General features: G+C 75.3%; 13 protein-coding genes. 8 read left to right on the top strand and 5 right to left on the bottom strand.

Annotated elements, in window-relative coordinates; genetic code table 11:
* Nucleotides 1-86 precede the first annotated feature (86 nt).
* The 3 genes from O7606_RS11010 to O7606_RS11000 all read right to left on the bottom strand — a co-directional run bounded on the left by O7606_RS11010 (nt 87) and on the right by O7606_RS11000 (nt 2,316).
* A complete protein-coding gene (locus O7606_RS11010; RefSeq protein ID WP_281598955.1) occupies nt 87-977 on the bottom strand; it encodes a DNA-formamidopyrimidine glycosylase family protein in 891 nt (296 codons plus the stop codon).
* Nucleotides 978-1,238: 261 nt separating this feature from the next.
* A complete protein-coding gene (locus O7606_RS11005; protein WP_281598954.1) occupies nt 1,239-1,481 on the bottom strand; it encodes a CPCC family cysteine-rich protein in 243 nt (80 codons plus the stop codon).
* 49 nt (nt 1,482-1,530) lie between these two features.
* Nucleotides 1,531-2,316 carry an SAM-dependent chlorinase/fluorinase gene (locus tag O7606_RS11000; protein WP_281598953.1) on the bottom strand — a complete coding sequence of 262 codons (786 nt, stop codon included), beginning with the start codon at nt 2,314-2,316 and terminating at the stop codon, nt 1,531-1,533.
* Nucleotides 2,317-2,487: 171 nt separating this feature from the next.
* Between O7606_RS11000 and O7606_RS10995 the strand changes: the two genes are divergently transcribed.
* Nucleotides 2,488-3,087: a hypothetical protein gene (locus O7606_RS10995; RefSeq protein WP_281598952.1), complete on the top strand. Its 600-nt coding sequence runs from the start codon at nt 2,488-2,490 to the stop codon at nt 3,085-3,087.
* A gap of 81 nt (nt 3,088-3,168) precedes the next feature.
* Here the strand turns inward: O7606_RS10995 and O7606_RS10990 are convergent, their stop codons facing one another.
* A complete protein-coding gene (locus O7606_RS10990; protein ID WP_281599611.1) occupies nt 3,169-7,758 on the bottom strand; it encodes an ATP-dependent helicase in 4,590 nt (1,529 codons plus the stop codon).
* Nucleotides 7,759-8,004: 246 nt separating this feature from the next.
* Here O7606_RS10990 and O7606_RS10985 point away from each other — a divergent pair, with 246 nt between their 5' ends.
* From O7606_RS10985 to mnhG, 7 genes are all read left to right on the top strand, one after another.
* Nucleotides 8,005-8,361 carry a hypothetical protein gene (locus tag O7606_RS10985; protein WP_281598951.1) on the top strand — a complete coding sequence of 119 codons (357 nt, stop codon included), beginning with the start codon at nt 8,005-8,007 and terminating at the stop codon, nt 8,359-8,361.
* 150 nt (nt 8,362-8,511) lie between these two features.
* Entirely contained in the window at nt 8,512-11,355 is a 2,844-nt protein-coding gene (locus O7606_RS10980) for a Na+/H+ antiporter subunit A (RefSeq protein WP_281598950.1), read from the top strand.
* Between the two features lie 68 nt (nt 11,356-11,423).
* A complete protein-coding gene (locus O7606_RS10975) occupies nt 11,424-11,810 on the top strand; it encodes a Na(+)/H(+) antiporter subunit C (protein WP_281599610.1) in 387 nt (128 codons plus the stop codon).
* A complete protein-coding gene (locus tag O7606_RS10970) occupies nt 11,807-13,312 on the top strand; it encodes a Na+/H+ antiporter subunit D (RefSeq protein ID WP_281598949.1) in 1,506 nt (501 codons plus the stop codon). The genes O7606_RS10975 and O7606_RS10970 overlap by 4 nt, the downstream gene beginning before the upstream one ends.
* Nucleotides 13,309-14,037, top strand: coding sequence for a Na+/H+ antiporter subunit E (locus O7606_RS10965; RefSeq protein ID WP_281598948.1), 729 nt, complete (start codon nt 13,309-13,311; stop codon nt 14,035-14,037). Before O7606_RS10970 ends, O7606_RS10965 begins: the two co-directional genes overlap by 4 nt.
* Nucleotides 14,037-14,300 carry a monovalent cation/H+ antiporter complex subunit F gene (locus O7606_RS10960; RefSeq protein WP_281598947.1) on the top strand — a complete coding sequence of 88 codons (264 nt, stop codon included), beginning with the start codon at nt 14,037-14,039 and terminating at the stop codon, nt 14,298-14,300. Before O7606_RS10965 ends, O7606_RS10960 begins: the two co-directional genes overlap by 1 nt.
* Nucleotides 14,297-14,653: a monovalent cation/H(+) antiporter subunit G gene (gene mnhG, locus O7606_RS10955; protein ID WP_281598946.1), complete on the top strand. Its 357-nt coding sequence runs from the start codon at nt 14,297-14,299 to the stop codon at nt 14,651-14,653. Before O7606_RS10960 ends, mnhG begins: the two co-directional genes overlap by 4 nt.
* Before the next feature lie 94 nt (nt 14,654-14,747).
* Here the strand turns inward: mnhG and O7606_RS10950 are convergent, their stop codons facing one another.
* The gene (locus O7606_RS10950; RefSeq protein WP_281598945.1) at nt 14,748-14,993 is read right to left on the bottom strand and encodes a hypothetical protein; all 246 of its coding nucleotides are present in this window, start codon (nt 14,991-14,993) and stop codon (nt 14,748-14,750) included.
* Nucleotides 14,994-15,677 lie beyond the last annotated feature (684 nt).

Genomic DNA, 15,677 nt, shown 5'->3' with positions numbered 1-15,677 from the left:
GACAGTCTGTGAACGCGTAACCGCAGCATGCGACGCGGGTCCTCGGTGGGGGAATTGCCCAATCATCCCAATCTGCCGACGACCGGTCAGTGTCGTCCCGGTTGGCAGACCGGACACCAGTAGGTGACCCGGTCGCCCAGCTCGTCCTTGCGGACGGCGGCGCCGCACCGCCGGCACGGCTGGGCCCGACGACCGTAGACGTAGCTGGTCTGCCCCCGGCGCAACGAGCCGGTGGTGCTCTGGGTCCACCGTCCCCGGTTGGCGGCCAGCAGCCGGTGGGCGAGAGTCGCCAGGCCGGTCAGGTCGGGCACCGCGCCGACCGGCGTCCACGGCGAGACGCCCCGCAGGAACAGCAGCTCGCACTTGTAGAGGTTGCCCACGCCGGCCAGGTTGCGCTGGTCCAACAGCGCCTCGCCGATGGTCGCCTCGGGGCGCGCGGCGAGCCGCCGGGCCGCCTCCGCGGCGTCCCAGTCCGGGCCGAGCAGGTCCGGGCCGAGGTGGCCGACCAGGGTGTCCTCCTGGTCGGTCGGCAGCAACGCGACCTCGTGCAGGTGGTACCCGACCGCCACCGCGTCGGTCGTGCGCAGGACCACCCGGATCAGGTGGGCCGGGCGGGCGGTCCAGCGTTCCCCCGGCGCGTACGTCCGCCAGGCGCCGTCCATCCGCAGGTGCGAGTGCAGCGTCCACCGCCCCCCGCCCGCGTTGCCGTCCCCGCCTGCGCCGCCCCGGCCCGCGCTGTCGTCCCCGTCCCGGCTGTCGTCCCCGCCCGCGCTGTCGGCGGCGCTGTCGGCTCCGGTGGGGGCGGTGAGGCGGAGCAGCAGGTGTTTGCCCCGGCTGACGGACTCGCGGACCGTCCAGCCGGTGAGGTCGGTGACGGCGAGCTGCGGCACCCGGAAATCCGTACCGGTCAGCCGGTGACCGACCAACGCCCGGCGTAGCACGCGGGCGGTGTTCCAGACGGTGTCACCTTCGGGCACCATCCCATCCTGCCCACCCGCCGGCCCGTCCACTCCCGTGCGGGACGGGAACGAAGAATTCCTTCCCCGTCGACCCCACCATCGCCCCTCCCGACGCTTTGCTCTGCACCCACGTGCGCACCAGACACCTCAGGAGACCGGTGGTGCCTCCGCGGGCGCAGAGCAAAGCGTCGCAGGCGGCGCCCGGTAGCCTGCCGGTCACCCCGGCAGGGGCGGTCGGGTGCCGCGGTCGCGGGTCCCCCCCCCGGCCGGGCCGGGCGGTCAGGGCTGCTCGTCCGGCCGGGGCGGGCGGACCATCTCCTGGTAGCGGGGGTGACTCGCGCCGTAGATGGCGAAGTTGAGCCGGGCGTGCGACAGACTCAGGTCACCGTTGGGACCGCCGCGCACCACGTCCGCGTCGGCGTCACCCTGCCCGTCGTCGGTCCAGAAGCAGACCGGACACGTGCCCCCACCCGTCCGGTAACCGCAGCAGGGACAGGCCACCGGAACCAACTGCTCACCCACCGGGAAAGCATTTCACAATGGAGTGTGCCGACGCAGCGGGGGAGCGGGTTCAGTCCGGATGCCGGACCGACACGGTGTCGCCCGCCCGTACTCCCAGTCGCTGCGCGGCCCGGCCTCCGTTGACCGCCACCGCCACCCGCCCGGCCGAGTCGGCGTAGACGACCAGACCGTCGGGCGGCGCGTCACCGAACGTCCCACCGTGCACCGCCTCGTGGTCCGCCACCCGGAGCCGGCCCGGTCGGCCGTCGAGCACCGAGCCGGGCGCGGCGAGCTGCACGTTGCCGAAGTGGTCGACGGTCAGCACCTCGGCGGTGAAACCGGCCGGAGTCAGCTCCAGCGTCGGCGTCGGAAGCCGGACCAGCTCGGCCGGGTCGACCGGCGGGCCCGCGTCGGGCAGCGCCGCCCCGCCGGCCAGCCGGGCGGCGACCGGAGCGAAGACGTCCCGGCCGTGGAACGTGCGGGACACCGCCGGGGCCAGCCACCCCGGGTTGGTCAGCGCCACCGCCGCGCGGACCCCGCCCAACGCCTCGGCCGCCGGCAGCAGCAGGCCGTTGTCCGGCCCGACCAGCAGGCCGGCCGGCGTCTCGACGGCGATGCCGCGCCGATCGGTGCCCACCCCCGGGTCGACCACCGCGACGTGCACGGCCGGCGGCAGGTACGGCACGGTCTGGGCGAGGACCGCCGCGCCCTGCCGGACGTCGGTCGGTGGCACCAGGTGGGTCACGTCGATCACCCGTACCTGTGGCGCGAGCCGGGCGAGCACCCCGTGGCAGGCCGCCACGAAGCCGTCCGAGAGCCCGTAGTCAGTGGTCAACGAGATCCATCCGAACCCCATCGGGCCAGCCTAGGCCCCGAGCGGCGACCCCGGACGCCCGGTCGCCGTACCGCCAAGGCCCGTCGTCGGAACCGTGCGGCCCGTCGTCGGACCCGTGGCTCCGCCGGCTGACGGGCAAGCCGACCGACCGGCCCTCCCGGCGCCTTGAGCGGCTCGGGCAGACTGCGAGGGGTGACCTCCGCATCCCGTACCCGTGTTGTCGCCGCCCTGCTGCTGCTCGCCACCGCCCTCGCCGGCTGCGGGAGCGACGAGCCCGACGAGCGGCCGGGCGGCGCGGAGTGGACGGGCCCGTCCGCGTCGGCGTCCCCGACGCAGAGCGCGACCCCGTCGGCGTCGGCCACGCCGGCGGCCCCCGGCGCGAGCCCGAGCGCTCCGCCCCGGGCCGGACGGATGACCCCGCCGCCCGCCGGGCCGGGCGAGCCGGGCCGGGCCAGCACCCCGCCGTTCGTCATGCCCACCCGGTCGGCCGGCGCGCCCAGCGCCCGGCAGGTGGTGGACGCGTTCCGCGCCGCGAAGCTGCCGGTGCCCAACCTGCGGGACCGCTCGGTCGACTGCGGGCCGGACGGCGCCGGGCTGGGCTGCGCCGAGCTGCTCGTCACCGACGCCGTGTCGGTGTACGTCTTCCCGGACGAGGCGAGCGCGACCAACCGGACCGACATGTGGGGCGACGACGCGTACCGCGACGGGACCGTCGTGCTCAGCTACCTGGACACCTCCACCAGCGCCGCCCAGCGCAAACGCTACGACGCCGTCCTGGCCGGGCTGCGCTGAGCGGGGCGGGGCGGGGCGGGGCGGGGCGGCGACAGCGTACCGGCCGGCGGGAGGCCGGCGGGTCAGCCGGCCCGGCCGGGGTCAGCCGCGTAGCCGCAGGCCGCGGGGGGTGGCCCGGAAGCCGGCGGCGGTGAGCGCGTCGTGCAGCGGGGAGGCGTGCACGGCCTCGCCGTCGGCGCGTTCGACGCTGATCGCGCCGAGCGCGCCGGAGTGCACCGCGTCGGCGAGAGCCTTCGCCGCGCCGGTCAACGCGTCGGTGTCGCCGGTGAACGACAGGATCGTCCGACCGCCCCGCTCGACGTAAAGGGCCAGCTCGCCACCGACCAGCACGACCAGCGCGCCGGCCTTGCGACCGGCCCGGTGACCGGTGGCCGGGGCGGCGCCGTCACCGGAGTCCACCACGCGTTCCGGCCAGGGCAGCGCCGCGCCGTACGGGTTGGCCGGGTCGGTCGCGGCGAGCACCAGCGGGGTCGCCGCCCGGGGCCGCCCGGAGTCGCCGGCCTCGGCCAGCGACCGCAGCCGGTCGACCGCCCCCGGCACCGCGAACTGGGCCGCGCCGAGCCCCTCCACGAAGTACCCGCGCCGGGCCGCCCCGCGTTCCTCGAGCGCGGACAGCACCGGGTACACCGCGGCGAAACCACCGGTCACCTGCTCGGCGACGACCGCGCCCCGGGTGACCACGCCGTGCCGTTCCAGCAGCACGTCGGCCAGGGCGGCGGCCCGCCGGGTCGGGTCGGTGTCCCGCTCGGGCAGCCGGGACCAGCGTCCGGCCACCGTGGGCGGCCCGCTCCGGCTGGGCAGCGCCAGCCGGCCGGGCCGGCGGTAGCGGGTCCGGGGCGCGGCCGGTCGGGCCCGGTGCGCGCCGCCCGCGCCGAGCAGCGCGCGCAGCGGGGCCAACGTGTCGTTGGTCAGATGACCGGCCCAGACCAGGTCCCACACCACGGCGACCAGCGCGTCGTCGTCGGTCGAGCCGACCCGGTCGGCCAGCGACCGGAAGAACAACGCCTGCCCGTCGCCGAGCGCGTCCAGCACCGCCTCGTGCGCCGGGGTGCGGGCCAGCGCCGGATCCGGCGGCGTCAGCAGCAGCGGGGCGGCGTCCGCGTACGCCAGGGTGACCCAGCCGTCCCCGCCGGAGATCGCCCCCGAGCCGGCCCAGACCACCTCGCCGCTGGCGCACAGCTCGTCGAGGAAGGCGGGGGAGTAGTCGGCGACCCGGGCCGGCAGGACCAGCCTCTCCAGCGCGGACGCCGGCACCGTCGCGCCCTGGAGCTGCTCGACGCCGGCGGCGAGCGCCGCCACGCCCCGACCCGAGCCGCCCACCTGCTGCCAGCGGGGCAGGAACGCGGCAAGGGCCCGGGGCGGCGCCGGCTCGATCTCCCGGCGCAGCGCGGCCAGCGACCGCCGACGCAGCAACCGCAGGACCTCCGCGTCGCACCACTGGACGCCGGCGACGTCCGGCAGGAACTCACCGGAGACCACCCGGCCGGTCGCGGCCAGCCGGCGCAGCGTCTGCTCGACCACGGCCACCCCGAGCCCGAACCGGGCCGCGCAGGCCGGCGCCGGAAACGGGCCGTGCGTGCGGGCGTACCGGGAGATCAGGTCACCGAGCGGGTCGGCGACCGGCGTGAGGTACGCCTCGGGCACCCCCACCGGCAGGGCCACGCCGAGCGCGTCGCGCAGCCGGGCGGCGTCCTCCACGCCGACCCAACGGTCCTGCCCGGCGATCCGCACCCGCAGCGCCCGCCGGGCGGCGGCCAGCCCGGTCAGCCAGCCCGGCGGCACGCCCCGCTCGGCGAGCTCCGCGTCGGAGAGGTCGCCGAGCACCCGGAGCAGCTCGACCACGTCCTCCGCGTCGCGGGGCCGGCGCTGCTCGGTCAGCCACCGCACCTGCCGGTCGGTCTCGGCGAGCACCGCCGGATCCAGCAGCTCCCGCAGGTCGACCCGGCCGAGCAGCTCGCCGAGCAGGGCCGAATCCAGGGTCAGCGCGGCGGCCCGGCGCTCGGCCAGCGGCGCGTCCCCCTCGTAGAGGAACGCGCCCACGTACCCGAAGAGCAGCGACCGGGCGAACGGCGACGGCTGGGCGGTCTCCACCTCGACCAGTCGGACCTTCCGGGCGGCCAGCTCGCCCATCAGGCCGGTCAGGGCGGGCAGGTCGAAGACGTCCTGGAGGCACTCCCGGGCCGCTTCCAGGGTCACCGGGAAGTCGGCGTACTCGCGGGCCACGTCGAGGAGCTGGGCGGCGCGTTGCCGCTGCTGCCAGAGCGGCTGGCGGCGGCGCGGGTCGCGGCGGGGCAGCAGCAGCGAGCGGGCCGCGCACTCCCGGAACCGGGCGGCGAACAACGCCGACGTGCCGACCGACTCCTCCACCATCTGGGTGATCTCGGCCGGATCGAAGACGACCAGGTCGGCCCCGGGCGGCTCGTCGGCGGTGTCCGGCAACCGGACCACGATGCCGTCGTCGCTCGGCAGCACCTGCGCGTCCAGCCCGTACCGCTCGGCCAGCCGGCGGCCGACGGCCAGCGCCCAGGGCGCGTTGACCCGCGCGCCGAGCACGCTGTGCACGGCCAGCCGCCAGTCACCGAGCTCGTCGCGGAACCGCTCGACCACCACCGTGCGGTCGTCCGGCAGGGAACGGGTCGCGGCCCGCTGCTCGCGCAGGTACGCCAGCAGGTTGTCGGCCGCCCACTCGTCCAGCCCGCCGTCGCGCAGCGCGGCGGTCGCCGTCGCGTCGTCCTGCCGCAGCAGCGTACGAACCCGGGCGCCGATGGCCCGGCCCAGCTCCACCGGCCGACCGGCCTGGTCGCCCTTCCAGAACGGCATCTTCGCCGCCTGCCCGGGGGCGGGGGAGACCAGCACCCGGTCGGGGGTGATCTCCTCGATCCGCCAGGAGGACGAGCCGAGCAGGAAGACGTCGCCCACCCGGGACTCGTAGACCATCTCCTCGTCCAGCTCGCCGACCCGGGCGGCGCGTTGCGCCCCGGCCAGGAACACCCCGAACAGCCCCCGGTCCGGGATGGTGCCGCCGCTGGTCACGGCCAGCCGCTGCGCGCCCGGCCGGCCGGTGAGCACGTCGGTGGCGCGGTCCCACACGAGCCGGGGGCGCAGCTCGGCGAAGGCGGTCGACGGGTACCGGCCGGAGAGCATGTCCAGCACGGCGTGCAGGGCCGAGTCGGGCAGCTCGGCGAAGGGGGCGGCCCGGCGGACCACGGCCGCCAGGTCGGCGACCCGCCAGGGCTCCAGCGCGACCATCGCGACGATCTGCTGGGCGAGCACGTCGAGCGGGTTGCGCGGGTGGCGCAGCTCCTCGATCGACCCGGCGGCCATGCGTTCCGCCACCACCGTGCAGGAGAGCAGGTCGCCCCGGTGCTTGGGGAACACCACCCCCCGGGACACCGCGCCGACCTGGTGCCCGGCGCGGCCGACCCGTTGCAGCCCGGCGGCCACGCTGGGCGGGGCCTCGATCTGCACCACCAGGTCGACCGCGCCCATGTCGATGCCCAGCTCCAGGCTGGAGGTGGCGACGACGCACGGCAACTGGCCGGACTTGAGCGCCTCTTCGATGTGTTTGCGCTCCTCGCGGGAGACGCTGCCGTGGTGGGCGCGGGCGATCACCGGGGCGGCCCCGACGGCCGTGCCGGCCTGGGCCGTCAGCTCGGCCGGCGGTCGGGCCGGCAGGTGACCGGACGGCGGGCCGTCCGCCGCGCCCGACGGGAGGCCGCCCGTCTCGCCCGGCGGTCGGGGGGCCGGCTCGGTCGGCGGGTCGGCGGCCAGCTCGTTGAGGCGGGCGCAGAGCCGCTCGGCGCTGCGCCGGGAGTTGGTGAAGACGATCGTCGAACGGTGCGCCCGGACCAGCCCGAGGACCCGTTCCTCCACCGCCGGCCAGATCGACGCGCGCCGGGCCCCCACGCCGCCGAGGTCGTCCTCCGGCGGCCCGACCTCGTCGAGCCGGGTGAGATCCGGTACGGGCACCTGGACGCCGACCTCGATCGTCTTGGCGCTGGGCGGCTGCACCACGTCGACCGGGCGGGCCCCGCCGAGGAACCGGGCGCAGGCGTCGACCGGGCGGACCGTGGCGGACAGGCCGATCCGCTGCGCCGGCCGGGGTAGCAGCTCGTCGAGGCGTTCCAGGGAGAGCGCGAGGTGCGCGCCCCGTTTGGTGCCGACGACCGCGTGCACCTCGTCGACGATCACCGTCTCGACGCCGCGCAGCGAATCCCGGGCCGCCGAGGTGAGCAGCAGGAACAGCGACTCCGGGGTGGTGATGAGGACGTCCGGCGGGGTGCGGGCGAAGGCCCGCCGCTCGTCGGCCGGGGTGTCGCCGGTGCGCATGCCGACGGTGAGGTCGGGCGGCGGGACGCCGAGCCGGGTCGCGGCCTGCCGGATCCCGGCCAGCGGGGTCCGCAGGTTGCGTTCGACGTCGACGGCGAGGGCCTTGAGCGGGCTGACGTAGAGCACCCGGCAGCGTTGCCGTCGCTCGGTCGGGGCCGGCTCGCTGGCGAGCCGGTCGAGTGACCAGAGGAACGCGGCGAGTGTCTTGCCGGAGCCGGTGGGCGCGACGACCAGGGCGTGCCGGCCGGCGGCGATCGACTGCCAGGCTCCGGCCTGGGCCGGGGTGGGCGCGGCGAACGCCGCGGTGAACCACGCCCGGGTGGCCGGGCCGAAGCCCGCCATCGCCGTCGCGCCCGACCCCGCCGTCGCGCCCGACCCCGCCGTCGCGCCCGCCCCCGCCTCCGTCACGGCTCCATCCTGCCGCGCGGGTACGACAGTGGCCCGCCCACCGGTCCTGCTTGCCCTGATCTCGGTAGGTAAACGCCAAGATGAAGGCTATCGCGCATTAAGTCTTACTTAACTGCTTGCTCGCACGCTGGCACATACAGTAACTTCTCCGACAGCGTCCAGCCAGGTGGAGGGAGCCGGATGACCGCCGAGGACCGCGCTGGCGAATCCGGCGTCGACGTGCTCATCCGCAAGATCGACACACACCTCGCCGTGGTGCGCCTCGGCCTGCACGGGCCGGAGCTGGAGCTGGCCGAGCGGCTCGCCCGGTCTCTGCGGGAACTGGTCTCGCAGACCGCCCAGGCCAGCGCGGCCGACCGGGCCCAGGTGCGGGCCGCCGTGCACTATTTCGTCCTGCGTCGGGAGAGCCGTGGGCGGTTGCTCTCGGTGCGCTCGCTCGCCGCGGCGCAGCGGCTCGCCAACCGGGTGGCGCTGCACCTCGGCCGGCCGGACCTGCTCGTCGAGGCGCAGCGCGAACAGGCCGCTCCCCGCCCCTGAGGTCCCCCGGGGCGCGAGGCGTGGCCGGGCGGCGCCGGATGCATCAACGGTGGGGCATTTGCGCAAAACACCCCATAGGGGCCCTGATCTGACGTGTGATCCCTGGTAGCCGAGCGCCTCGCGTGCACGGCGGCTACCGGGAGGGCGCGCGTGCTCGTACTGCTGATCCTTCACCTCGTGGCGGCCCTGCTCGCGCCGCTGCTGGTCCGGTGGTGGGGTCCGCGTGCCTGCTATCCGCTGGCCGTCGCGCCCGCCGCCGCGTTCGGCTGGGCGCTCACCCGGACCCCGACCGTCCGCGCCGGGGACGCGCTGGTCGAGACCCGTCCCTGGGTACGTCAGCTCCAGCTCGACCTCGCCCTGCGGATGACCACGCTGTCCTGGCTGATGGTGCTGCTCATCGGTGGGGTCGGCGCGCTGGTGCTGGTCTACTGCGCCGGCTACCTGGCCCCCGACGAGCCGGGGCTGGGCCGGTTCGTCGGCGTCCTGGTCGCCTTCGCCGGGGCGATGCTGGGCCTGGTCCTCGCCGACAACCTGCTCCTGCTCTACGTCTGCTGGGAACTCACCACGGTCTGCTCGTACCTGCTGATCGGACACCACCCGGAACGCCGCGCCGCCCGCTGGGCCGCCGCGCAGGCGCTGACCGTCACCACCCTGGGCGGGCTGGCGATGCTCGTCGGTTTCGTCCTGCTCGCCGAGCGGACCGGCACGTACCGCTGGTCGGAGATCACCGCCACGCCGCCGGCCGGCGGCTACCTGACCGTCGCCGTGCTGCTGATCCTCACCGGCGCGTTGGCCAAGTCGGCGGTCCTGCCGTTCAGCGGCTGGCTGCGCACGGCGATGGCCGCGCCCACCCCGGTCAGCGCGTACCTGCACGCGGCGGCGATGGTGAAGGCCGGCGTCTACCTGGTCGCCCTGCTGTCGCCGGTGCTGGCGCACACCCCGCCGTGGCGGCCGGTCACCACCGTGGCCGGGCTCGCCACCCTGGTCGTCGGCGGCTGGGCGGCGCTGCGCCAGACCGACCTCAAGCTGCTCCTCGCGTACGGCACGATCAGCCAGCTCGGGCTGCTCGTCGCGGTGACCGGCGCGGGAACCCGGACGGCCGCGCTGGCCGGGTCGGCGATGCTGCTGGCCCACGCCCTGTTCAAGTCGGCGCTGTTCCTGGTCGTCGGGGCGGTCGAGCACGCCACCGGCACCCGGGACCTGCGGGAGCTGACCGGCCTGCGGCGACGGCTGCCGCTGCTCGCCGTGGTGGCGACGCTCGCCGCCGCGTCGATGGCGGGGGCGCCGCCGCTGTTCGGGTTCGTCGCCAAGGAAGCCGTCCTGTACGCCGTCGCCGACGAGCCGCTGACCCTCACCGTCGTGGTGGTCGGCTCGGCGTTCACCGTCGCGTACAGCGCCCGGTTCCTCTGGGGGGCGTTCGCCGACCGGCCCGGCGTGCCGGTGCGGCCCGTCCACCGGCCGGCGTGGGCGCTGGTGGCTCCGCCGGCGCTGCTGGCCGGGGCCGGTCTGCTCCTCGCTCCGCTGGCCGGGCCGGTCGGGTCGCTGCTCGCCCCGTACGCCGAGCGGTTTCCCGGCGTCGGGCACGGGTTGGCGCTCTGGGCCGGGGTGACGCCCGCCCTGGGCTGGTCGGTGGTGGTGCTGGCCGGCGGCGCGGCCCTGTTCCTCGGACTCCTGCGCCGGGACATCCCGACCCCGCTGGTGACCCGGCTGCGGTTGCCCGGCTCCGAGGCGGGACGCTACGAGCGGGTGACACACGTCTTCGACCGGGCGGCGGTCGAGGTGACCGCGCGGATCCAACGCGGCTCCCTGCCGCAGTACCTCGGCACCGTGCTGGCCGTCCTGGTGGCGCTGCCGGGTAGCGCGGTGCTGCTGCTGCGTCCGTGGCCGCTGCCCGACCGGCTGTGGGACGGCCCGGCGCAACTGGTTGTCGCGGTGGTCGTCGCGGTGGCGGCGGTGCTCGCGGTGGCCGCCCGCCGCCGGTTGACCGCGATGCTGCTGGTCGGCGTCACCGGGTACGGCTCCTCGATGATTTTCGTGCTGCACGGCGCGCCCGACCTGGCATTGACCCAGATCCTCGTCGAGACGGCCACCATCGTGCTGTTCGTGCTGGCGCTGCGCCGCCTCCCGCCCCGATTCTCGGCCCGGCCGCACCGGCGCAGCCGGTGGGCCCGGCGCGCGATCGGGGTGAGCGCCGGGGTCGTGCTGGCGGCGCTGGCCGCCGCCGCGGTGGCGCACCGGCGGGCGCCGCCCGTCTCGGTGGACTTCCCCCGGCTCGCCGTGGAAGAGGCGTACGGACGCAACGTGGTCAACGTGACACTGGTCGACCTGCGCGCCTGGGACACCCTCGGCGAGATCGCGGTGCTGGTGGTGGCCGCCACCGGCGTGGCGAGCCTGGTCTTCGAGCGGTCCCGTGGCGCGCGTCGTCCCCGCCGACGCGGCGCGGCCGGCCCACCCCTGGCCCCCGGCCAGCGGGTCTGGCTGCGGGGCGGGCCGACGTTGAGCGAACGCAGCCGGGCGCTGGTGCTGGAGGTGATCACCCGGGTGCTGTTCCACAGCATCGTGGTGTTCTCCCTGTTCCTGCTCTTCTCCGGGCACAACGCCCCCGGCGGCGGCTTCGCCGGCGGCCTGGTCGCCGGGCTCGGGCTGGGCCTGCGCTACCTGGCCGGCGGCCGGTACGAGCTGGAGGAGGCCGCTCCGGTCGGGGCCGGCACGGTGCTCGGCGCCGGGCTGGGGCTGGCCGTGGGCAGCGGCGTGGTCGCCCTGCTCGTGCTGGGCGACCTGCTGGGCAGCGCCCGCATCGAGTTCAGCCTGCCCGGTGTCGGTGACGGCTACCTGGTCACCTCGCTCTTCTTCGACGTCGGCGTCTACCTGGTCGTGGTCGGACTGGCCCTGGACGTTCTGCGCAGTCTCGGCGCCGAGGTGGACCGGCAGGTGCAGACCGGTGGCGACGGGGTCGGCGCGCTGGCCGCCGACCGCCGGGAGGAACGGCCGTGACCGGCCCCGGCGACGGCGCCAGCCTGGTGCTGGTGGCGCTGGTCGGCGTGCTCGTCGCGACCGGCGTCATGCTGCTGCTGGAACGCAGCCTGTCCCGGATCGTGCTGGGCGTGATCCTGATCAGCAACGGGGTCAACATGCTCATCCTGCTCGCCGGGCCGGCCGGGGACGCGCCCCTGGTGGGCACCACGTCGACCGTGCGGATGAGCGACCCGCTACCGCAGGCGATGATCCTCACCGCCATCGTGATCACCCTGGGGCTGGCCACCTTCCTGCTCGCGGTGGCCTACCGGAGCTGGCTGCTCACCGGCCACGACGAGGTCCGCGACGACCCGGAGGACCGGCAGGTCGTGGGGCTCGCCGACCGGGACGCCGCGACCCCGACGAGCTCCGGCGGCGGGGAGTCGTCCGGCGGGCCGGCCGGCGACCCCGGTGGTCCGGAGGAACGACCGTGAGGTCCCTGGTGCCGCTGCCGGTGGTGATGCCGTTGCTGGGCGCCGCGCTGACCCTGCTGCTGGGCCGCTGGGCCCGGGCGCAGCGGGCGGTCAGCGTGGTCGTGCTGGTCGCCATGCTCACCGTGTCGACGGTGCTGCTCGTCCAGGCGTACGCCCACGGGCCGGTGGTGGCCCGGATCGGCGGCTGGGCGCCGCCAGTCGGCATCGTGCTGGTCGCCGACCAGTTGGCCGCACTGATGATCACCGTCTCGGCGGCCGTGACGCTCTGCGTGCTGCTCTACTCCATCGGTCAGGGGCAGTCCGACCTCGGCGAGGGCACGCCGGTGAGCATCTTCCACCCGACGTACCTGGTGCTGACCGCCGGCGTCACCAACGCCTTCCTCGCCGGGGACCTGTTCAACCTCTTCGTCTCGTTCGAGATGCTGCTGGCCGCCAGCTACGTGCTGATCACGCTGGGCGGCACCGAGGCGCGGATCCGTACCGGCTCGACGTACGTGGTGGTCAGCGTGCTGTCCTCGATGATCTTCCTGGGCGGGACGGGGCTGGTCTACGCGGCCACCGGAACCCTCAACCTGGCCCAGCTCACCGTCCGGCTCGACACGCTCCCGGCGGAGCTGGCCCTGGCCCTGCACCTGGTGCTGCTGCTCGCCTTCGGGGTGAAGGCGGCGGTCTTCCCGCTGTCGGCGTGGCTGCCGGACAGCTACCCCACCGCGCCCGCCCCGGTCACCGCGGTCTTCGCCGGCCTGCTCACCAAGGTCGGCGTGTACGCGATCATCCGTACCGAGACCCTGCTCTTCCCCGGTGGCCAGGTCGACGGCGTCCTGATCGTGGTGGCCGGGGCGACCATGCTGGTCGGCATCCTCGGCGCGGTCGCCCAGTCCGACCTGAAGCGGCTGCTGTCGTTCACCCTGGTCAGCCACATCGGCTACATGATCTTCGGGATCGCGTTGAGCACGGTGGCCGGACTCACCGGGGCGATCTTCTACGTGGTGCACCACATCACCGTGCAGACCACGCTCTTCCTCGCCGCCGGCCTGGTGGAGCAGCGCGCCGGCAGCACCGACCTGCGTCGGCTCGGCGGCCTGGCCCGGGTCGCCCCGCTGCTCGCCGCGCTGTTCTTCCTCCCCGCGATGAACCTCGCCGGGGTGCCACCGTTCCCCGGCTTCCTCGGCAAACTCGGTCTCTTCCAGGCCGCCGCGCAGGCCGGCGGCCCACTGCCCTGGGCGCTGATCGGCACCGGGGCGCTGACCAGCCTGCTCACCCTCTACGCCGCCTCCCGGGTGTGGAACATCGCCTTCTGGCGGTCACCCCGGCTCGCCGCCGCCGACCCGCCGACCCGGTTGCCCCCGCTGATGGTCGCCTCGACGTTCGCGCTGGTCGCCCTCGGCGTGGCGCTCACCGTGGCCGCCGGGCCGATCTTCGCGGTCACCGCGGACGCGGCGGCCGACCTGAACCGTCGCACCCCGTACGTGCGGGCCGTCTTCCCGGACGGCGCGCCGTGAGCCCCGACGACCCGGCCGGACCCGCCGGCGGGCCGCCGCCGGCCGCCTCGTCCGCCGCCGCGGGCCCCCCACCCGGCCCGTCGCCCACGGCCGGAGGTTCCCCATCCGGCCCGTCGTCCGCCGCTGACGGCTCCCCGCCCGGCCCGCCGACCACGGCCGACGCCCCTCCGGTACGCGGGCCGGGCGGCTGGCGGGAACAGATCATCGCGGCGGGCTGGATGGTGCTGCTGTGGAACCTGCTCTGGGGACGGTTCCACCTGGGCAACGTGCTCGGCGGAGCGCTCGTCGCGATCATCGTGCTGGTGTTCTTTCCGCTGCCCCCGGTCACCCTTGAGGCCCGGCTGCGCCCCGGCGCGCTGCTGGCCTTCGTGACGCGGTTCGTCGGCGAGCTGGTCCGGGCCAGCGTGCACGTCGCCTGGACGGCCGTCCGGCCCGGGTACCGGCCGCGCAGCGCGATCATCGCAGCCGAGCTGCGGGTACGCACCGACCTGAACCTCGCCCTCACCGCCGAGGTGGTCTCCCTGGTGCCGGGCACGCTCGTCCTCGAAGTGGACCGGAACTCCGGGGTGCTCTACGTCCACGTCTTCGACGTCCGTGCCCCCGAGGACCTGAGCGGCAGCCGGCAGCGCGTCCGGGACGTCGAACGGCGCATCGTGCGGGCCGTCGGCTCCAGCGCCGAGGTCCGCCTGCTGGCGTCCCGTCCTGTCGAGAAAGGATCCGCCTGATGAGTCCGTTGCTGACCGTCACCCTCACCGCGCTGCTGTGCGGCGCCGTGCTGCTCGCCCTCGCCCGGATGGTGCGCGGACCGTCCCTGCTGGACCGGCTGGTCGCCACCGAGCTGCTGCTCGCCACGATGGTCGCCGCGGTGGGCGCGGAGGCGGCCGTGCACCGCCGCGCCACCACCCTGCCGGTGCTGGTGGTGCTGGCCCTGCTCGGCTTCCTCGGCACGGTGGCGCTGGTCCGCTTCGCCGCCGGGGGAAAACCGTGACCGGCGACGAAGCGGCCGGCCTGCCGAGCGTGATCGGGGTGGCGGACCTGCTGGCGGGCGTCTGCCTGCTGGCCGGGGCGCTGCTCAGCCTGGCCGCCGGGATCGGGGTGCTGCGCCTGCCGAGCACCCTGGACCGCATCCACGCGGTCACCAAGCCGCAGGTGCTCGGAGTGCTGCTGATCATGCTGGGGCTGGCGGCCCGCCTGCGCAGCGTCACCGCGCTGGGCATGATCCTGCTGGTCATGCTCTTCCAACTCGCCACCGCCCCGATCACGGCCCAGTTGATCGCCCGCGCCGCGTACCGGTCCGGTCGGCTCAACCACGAACTGCTCGACATCGACGAGTTGGCCTGATCCGTCGCCCGGCCCGCCCGGTCGCCCGGCCCGCCCGGTCGCCCGGCCCGCCCGGTCGCCCTGTCCGTCCCGCTGCCCGGTCGCTCGGGAACGCTCAGAAGGCGGCCCGTCCGGTGCTGTGGCGATCGAACTGGAGGTGGAACGCGGTGCCGTCGATGACGTCCGTGGCGATCACCTTCCACGAACCAGCAGGCGCCCACTTCCAACTGTTGCAGGACCCTGTCTTCCGGAAGCACACCCGCGCGTTGACGCCGGTGCCCGGCCTGATGTTGACGTCCCGGCACGAGGCGGTCGTCCAGGCCCAGCCGGTACCGGGCCATTCCAGGGTGTCGACGTCCACCTCGAAGACCACGGCGTCGCCGTGGCACGACTGGATGACGAACTCTTCACCGAGGCGTCCGGGGGGTCCGGGGCTCCGGCTGGGCGGGGCGGTCAGGGCCGGCGCCCTGGTGACAGCGGTGCCGAGGGGGACTGTCGCGGCCGGCCCGGCGGGTGTCAGGGCGGCAGCCGCCGCCACGATCGTGACAGTGAGAGAAGTGATTCCGACCGGCACGTGAACGTCCTTTCCCGTGGTGGCGACGACGACGGACCGGTGCCGTCCAGCATCGCCGTACCGTCGTCGTGGGCGCCTGGCGTCCCGCTCGTCACGGAAGCGGCTCTCCGACTTCTGTCGGCCGTTCTGGTCAACGAGTCGCCTGCCGTCGGAGAAGGGGCTGATTCCCGTTCCTGCTGATGGATCTGCGACCGATCCGCTGTCCCGTTCCCGACAGACCGGACGATCCTCCGACGTCACCCCTCCAGGCCCGGCCGGACGGCAGGCGGACCCGGATCGTCCGCCGGGCGTGGCCGGTGTGGCGGACCCGCCCGCCGGGCGGTGGCGTCCCGGCGGACCCGTCCGGCCACGAGTCGGCGACATCCAGGCGGCGTTCAGCGGCTGCCGATAAAATGGCACCATGATCGACTCTTCTGCCCAGGAGGGCAGCAGTAGCCGGCCGGGTACGACCCGGCCTTCCCGTTCCGCAGC

Source organism: Micromonospora sp. WMMD882 (genome assembly GCF_027497255.1).
GTDB lineage: Bacteria > Actinomycetota > Actinomycetes > Mycobacteriales > Micromonosporaceae > Micromonospora.
This window is presented reverse-complemented; position numbering and strand designations above follow the sequence as displayed.

Excerpts from the sequence above, each read along its gene's own strand:
- O7606_RS10960 (WP_281598947.1), top strand. The coding sequence starts at position 14,037 with ATGAGTCCGTTGCTGACCGTCACCCTCACCGCGCTGCTGTGCGGCGCC.
- O7606_RS10985 (WP_281598951.1), top strand. The coding sequence starts at position 8,005 with ATGACCGCCGAGGACCGCGCTGGCGAATCCGGCGTCGACGTGCTCATC.
- O7606_RS10975 (WP_281599610.1), top strand. The coding sequence starts at position 11,424 with ATGCTGCTGCTGGAACGCAGCCTGTCCCGGATCGTGCTGGGCGTGATC.
- O7606_RS10990 (WP_281599611.1), bottom strand. The coding sequence starts at position 7,758 with ATGGCGGGCTTCGGCCCGGCCACCCGGGCGTGGTTCACCGCGGCGTTC.
- O7606_RS11000 (WP_281598953.1), bottom strand. The coding sequence starts at position 2,316 with ATGGGGTTCGGATGGATCTCGTTGACCACTGACTACGGGCTCTCGGAC.